Genomic DNA, 5,564 nt, shown 5'->3' on the forward strand with positions numbered 1-5,564 from the left:
CGGTCAGCGTGCCGGTCTTGTCGAACGCGATCACCGTGGTGCGCTGCGCGAGTTCGAGCGCCTGCGCATCCTTGATCAGCACGCCGCGCCGCGCCGCAACGCCCGTGCCGGCCATGATCGCGGCGGGCGTCGCGAGGCCGAGCGCGCACGGGCACGCGATGACGAGCACCGCGACCGCGTTGAGGATCGCGGTTTCGGTGCCGGCGCCGGCGATCAGCCAGCCGGCCAGCGTCAGCACGGCGATGCCGAGGATGGCGGGCACGAACACCTCGCTCACGCGATCGACGAGCCGCTGGATCGGCGCCTTCTCGGCCTGCGCGGATTCGACGAGGCGGATGATGCGCGCGAGCGTCGTCTCCGCGCCGATCGCGGTGGTTTCGACGACGAGCGCGCCTTCGCCGTTGATCGAGCCGGCCGTGACGGGGTCGCCGTCGTCCTTCGGCACCGGCAGGCTTTCACCGGTGATCAGCGATTCGTCGACGTGCGAGCGGCCCGACAGGATCCGGCCGTCGACGGGCACGCGCTCGCCGGGCCGGATGCTGACGCGGGTGCCGACGCGCACCTGCGCCAGCGGCACGTCGCGTTCGACGCCGTGCTCGACGACGCGGGCCCGGTCGGGACGCAACGCGTTCAGCGCGCGGATCGCGTCGGTGGTCTGGCGCTTCGCGCGCGATTCGAGCCATTTGCCGAAGCGCACCAGCGTGACGATGACGGCCGACGCCTCGAAATACAGGTGGCCGGAATGACCGGTGCCGCGCAGCAGCATCCACAGGCTCAGCCCGTACGCGGCCGACGTGCCGAGCGCGACGAGCAGGTCCATGTTGCCGGTGCGCGCCTTCACCGCGTGCCAGGCCGCGCGATAGAAGCGCGCGCCGAAGCCGAACTGGACGATCGAGGCGAGCACGAGCTGGACCCAGCCGTTCGGCATCAGGTGGATGCCGAACGGCGCGACGAGCATCGGCGCGATCAGGGGCGCGCTCAGCACCGCAGACCAGATCACGAGATCGCGTTCGCGGATCGCTTCGAGGCGCTTGCGAGTTTCGGGGTCCTGCGCGGCGCTGGCCGGTTGCGCGTCGGCGCCGGCCGTCGCACCGGCTGACGACGCGTCAGCAAGCGACGCGCGATAGCCGGCGGTGGTGACGGCCGCGATCAGCGTGGCGGCGTCGAGGGCGCCGGCGCCGTGCACCGATGCGCGCTCGGTCGCGAGGTTGACCGAAACACGCGCGACGCCCGGCACGGCGGCCAGCGCTTTTTCGACGCGGCCGACGCAGGACGCGCAGGTCATGCCGTCGATGTCGAGTTCGAGGTCGGCGGGGGCGATGGACGCAGCCGGCGGGATGGCCGCGCCAGCAACCGGCGTCGCGCCGTATCCGGCTTGTTTGACGGCTTCGGCGAGCCGGGCGGCGGTAACGTCGGGCGCGACATCGACCGTAGCTCGCTCGGTCGCGAGGTTGACCGACGCGCGCGTGACGCCCGGCACCTTCGCCAGCGCTTTCTCGACGCGCGACACGCACGACGCGCAGGTCATGCCGTCGATATCGAGTTCGATGGTGCTGTTGGCTGGAAGCGGATGGCCGGCTGTCGAAGCGGCTGCGGCCATCAGCGCGGGCGATGCTTCGACAGGATGCGCATGCGCGGCGGCGGCGGCTTCGAGCACCGGTGCGCGTACGGAGGCGCCGTAACCGGCTGCGCCGACCGCCTCGATCAGTCGTGCGGCGTCGACGGTTTCCTGCGCAGTCACCGTCGCCGCGTGCGCGTCGAGGTCGACCGCCGCGTCGACCACGCCCGGCACCGCGGCCAGCGCCCGTTGCACGCGGCCCGTGCAGCCGCCGCAATGCATGCCGTCGACGCTCAGCTCGATCGTGTGCAGCGCTGCGGAGGCAAGTGGTTCAGTCATGTCGGATTCCCAAAATGCACGGCTCGTGCCGCGAATGGACCCAGTATCAACGTTCCCATGATGGTAAGGTCAAGCGGCGGCAGCGCATGCCGATGCACACAGGGTGTCACAACGCGGAAAAGCAATCTCCCGGATTCCTGACCGACATCCGGGAGGGGCGGGCCTTTGCGCTCGACTGCGCGATCAGGCGCAGAGCTTGGCGCTCGCGAGACGATTCAGGCTGACGCCCTGCTCGGCGGCCTGGATCACCAGCGCGCGGTGTGCCTGCGGCGGGATGCGAACCTTGAATTCACCGCTGTAGGTGTGGTCGGCGATCGGCTCTGGCACCTTTTCTCCGTTTGCGGTCAAGTCGCGAACGACATCGGCGACTAGCCGGCGAATACCGGCCAGCGCACCTTCCGGCGTTGCGTCGAGCCACGAAAGAGACGGGAATTCCGCGCACAGGCCAACGTGCTTCCCATCCTCCGGGGACCACGTTACGCGGTACGTAAAGTGGTCTTGAGTCATGATTTCTGTTCCTTCAGTCGATCCATCGCGTCGAGAACCTGTCGCACCTGATCGTTGAACCGCACGTTCGCGGGCTTGCGCCTCATGAGTTCGAGGATCTTCCATACGCCAGACATATCGAATGGTGTCATTAGTGACACCATTCGACAATCGACCAACCGGCCCCTGCAATCGAGATTGTTTCGCCTTGAGCGTGTGTCGCGCCGATATCGCCTGTTTTGTTGCAAATCGCCAGAACTATTTCGATTTTGTCGACAATAGGGCTAGCGTTCGGCCAGCTATTCGGCATATTAGGGGATGCCCGTAGGCGCTATGATACCGGCCTGACATCAGCGCCCACCGTTACGCAACGTCACGAAACGGTTGTCCGGGCACGCTGGGGTGCCTTGCTTTCGCCATTTGCGCGTCGCACAAGGCGTTGACTGAAAAGAACGATATTCGGCCAGTACTCGATGATTGAAAACCAGCAGGAATCAGTTTCTCTGCGGCGCGCGTGCGCGTCGCTGGCCATGGCGGCGTTGCTTGCGGGGTGCGCGTCGCAACCGGATGCCATTCAGCGGAAAACCGGCTGGATGCGCGCGGAAGTCGCCGACTCCTATGTATATGCGTATCCGCTCGTGCTGATGGACGTCGCGAAGGAAGCGGCGACGGGCGGCGACGGCGCGCAGCCGGGGCAGGCGCCGCTCAACACGCTGCGCCACGCGCAGGCGCTGCCGCCCGTCGGCGCGGTCAATCCGCCGCTGCCGGGCGTCGACACGCTCGACTCGACCGGCTGGCTCGACGTCGCCGCCGAACCCGTGATCGTCACGTTGCCCGACACGCGCGGCCGTTACTGGGACGCGCGTGCGCTCGACATGTGGACGAACGTGCTGTGGTCGTCGTCGAGCGTGGCTGCACGCGGCACACGCGGCAGTGTGCGATCGCAAACGATTGCCTTCGCCGCGAAGGACTGGCAGGGCACGCTGCCGAAGGGCGCGGTCCGGATCGACGTCCCGTCGGCCAACGCGTGGCTCGAGGTCCGTCTGCAGACGAGCGGCGGGCGCGACCTGACGAACGTGAAGAAACTGCAGCGCGCGATCCGCGTGGTGCCGCTGTCCGTCTACACGGGTGCGGCGCGCGGCGCGTCGGTGGCGGTTCATGCGGGCAGCGCGCCGTCCGAGGCGGTGGGCGGCGGCACGCCGGCCGAGCAGGTGGCCGCGCTCGACCCGAAGGCGTTCTTCGCGCGTTTCGCGCAGGCGCTGCAGGACAACCCGGCGCCGGCCGACGACGCACACGCGCAGGCGTTGCTCGGCGACATCGGCGTGTCGGCCGGTTACCCGGTGCTGTGGACGGGCGACCGCCTCGCGGCCGCGACGGCCGGCGTCGCCGAGGCGCGCGCGCGGCTCGCGACCCCGCCGTCGAACCTGCTGAACGCGAACGGCTGGAGCTGGATCGGCGATACGGCCGGCAAGTACGGCCAGGACTACACGCTGCGTGCGTACGCGGCCTACACGCAGTTCGGCACCGCGACGCGCGACGACGAAACGCTCGCGGTCGTGCGTGTCGACAGCGACGGCCATCCGCTGAACGGAGCGAACCGCTACGTGCTGCATTTCGCGCCGGGCGCGCTGCCGCCGGTTCGCGCGTTCTGGACGCTCACGCCGTATGCGACGAACGGCGCGCTGCCCGACGTCGGGTCGGCGCGCCGTTCGCTCGGCGATCGCGACCGCCTGCGCCGCAATCACGACGGGTCGATCGACATCGTCGTGTCGGCGTCGCCGGGCGGCACGCATGCGGGCAACTGGCTGCCGGCGCCGCGCACCGATTTCGCTCTCGCGTTGCGCCTGTACGCACCGAAGCCGCAGGCGAGCGACGGATCGTGGATGCCGCCCGTCGTCGTCCGGAAATGAACGGAGGGCCGGCGGCGTTGTCCGACCGGCGGGCGCGACGGCGCCCGAACCTCGTACCGTCACCTCCTGAGCCTATACTTTCGGGATAGCGTGCGCGGCCGACCGGTTCTCCGGTACGGCCGGCATCCCATCCCGAGGCATTCAAGCATGGCAAGCGCAGACAAAGAAACCGTACCCTCGACCCTCCATGCCCTCGGTGGCGTTGCACGCTCGCGCCGCACCCGGCGCATCGGCCTCGGCCTGCTGATCTTCCTCGTTTTATTCGGACTGCTCGGGTTCTTCGCGGCGCCGCCGCTGATCCGCCATATCGCCGAACAGCAGCTGAGCCAGCAGCTCGACCGCCCCGCCACGATCCGGCGCATCGCGCTGAACCCGTACACGCTGAACCTCGAGGCCGACGGCATCCATCTCGGCGACAAGGGCGGGCAGGGCGACTTCATCGACATCGCGAAGCTCGTCGTGCGGCCGTCGTGGTCGTCGCTGTTCCGCGGTGCGCCGATCGTCAATGAAATCCGCCTCGACTCGCCGCAGTTCCATATCGTCCGCTACGATGCGCAGCGCTTCAATTTCACCGACCTGATCGAGAAATTCTCGACGCCGTCGCCCAAACCGGAAAGCAAGCCGACGCAGTTCTCGGTGTCGAACATCCAGGTCAACAACGGCCGGATCGATTTCGACGACCGCCTGCTGAACGAAAAGCACGTCGTCGACAACTGGACGCTCGGCATTCCGTATATCGCGACGCTGGCATCGAAGACCGACATCTTCGTCGAGCCGAAGCTGCGCGCGCGCTTCGACGGCAGCCCGATTGCGATCGACGGCAAGACCAAGCCGTTCGCGCAGTCGCGCGAATCGGAGATCGCGCTGAAATTCGACGGCCTCGACGTGCCGAAGCTGATCTCGTATGTGCCCGCGAAGCTGCCGGTGGCCGTGACGAGCGGCCTGCTGAGCAGCGACCTCAAGGTCGATTTCGTGATGAGCGGCGAGACGCCCGCGCTGCGCGTATCGGGCACCGTCGACCTGAACGACGCGAAGGTGACGGACCACGCGTCCGCGCCGCTGTTCGCCGCGCGCGGCGTGCATGTCGCGGCGGCCAGCCTCGAGCCGCTGCGCAACGCGTTGCACTTCGACGAGATCCGGATCGACCAGCCGGTGGTCGACCTGTCGCGCGACAAGCAGGGCGTGCTGAACGTCGAGAAGCTCGCCGCGCAGCCGGCAGCCGCATCGAACGCCGCCGAGGGCAAGCCGGCGGCGCCGGGCGCCGCGCCCGC

4 protein-coding genes are annotated in these 5,564 nt (G+C 68.4%); 2 read left to right on the forward strand and 2 right to left on the reverse strand.

Annotated features, from left to right (window positions below):
• A partial coding sequence (locus L810_RS46505) for a heavy metal translocating P-type ATPase (RefSeq protein WP_081712957.1) occupies positions 1 to 1,897 on the reverse strand: 1,897 nt, incomplete at its 3' end.
• A 183-nt stretch (positions 1,898 to 2,080) separates the two neighbouring features.
• Positions 2,081 to 2,404 (reverse strand): type II toxin-antitoxin system HicB family antitoxin, encoded by a 324-nt coding sequence (locus tag L810_RS38360; protein WP_021163518.1) that lies wholly within the window; start codon positions 2,402 to 2,404, stop codon positions 2,081 to 2,083.
• A 452-nt stretch (positions 2,405 to 2,856) separates the two neighbouring features.
• On the opposite strand from L810_RS38360, the gene L810_RS38370 reads away from it, so the two are divergent.
• The gene (locus L810_RS38370) at positions 2,857 to 4,293 is read left to right on the forward strand and encodes a DUF1254 domain-containing protein (protein WP_021163520.1); all 1,437 of its coding nucleotides are present in this window, start codon (positions 2,857 to 2,859) and stop codon (positions 4,291 to 4,293) included.
• 147 nt (positions 4,294 to 4,440) lie between these two features.
• Positions 4,441 to 5,564 (forward strand): AsmA family protein (locus L810_RS38375; protein WP_042977994.1); only part of this gene is annotated, 1,124 nt, incomplete at its 3' end.

The sequence above is a fragment of the Burkholderia sp. AU4i genome, from assembly GCF_000466765.1.
Lineage (GTDB): Bacteria > Pseudomonadota > Gammaproteobacteria > Burkholderiales > Burkholderiaceae > Burkholderia > Burkholderia cepacia.

Bases quoted from the DNA above. Each gene is read 5' to 3' on its own strand.
- L810_RS38370 (WP_021163520.1), top strand. From the start codon at position 2,857: ATGATTGAAAACCAGCAGGAATCAGTTTCTCTGCGGCGCGCGTGCGCG.
- L810_RS38360 (WP_021163518.1), bottom strand. From the start codon at position 2,404: ATGACTCAAGACCACTTTACGTACCGCGTAACGTGGTCCCCGGAGGAT.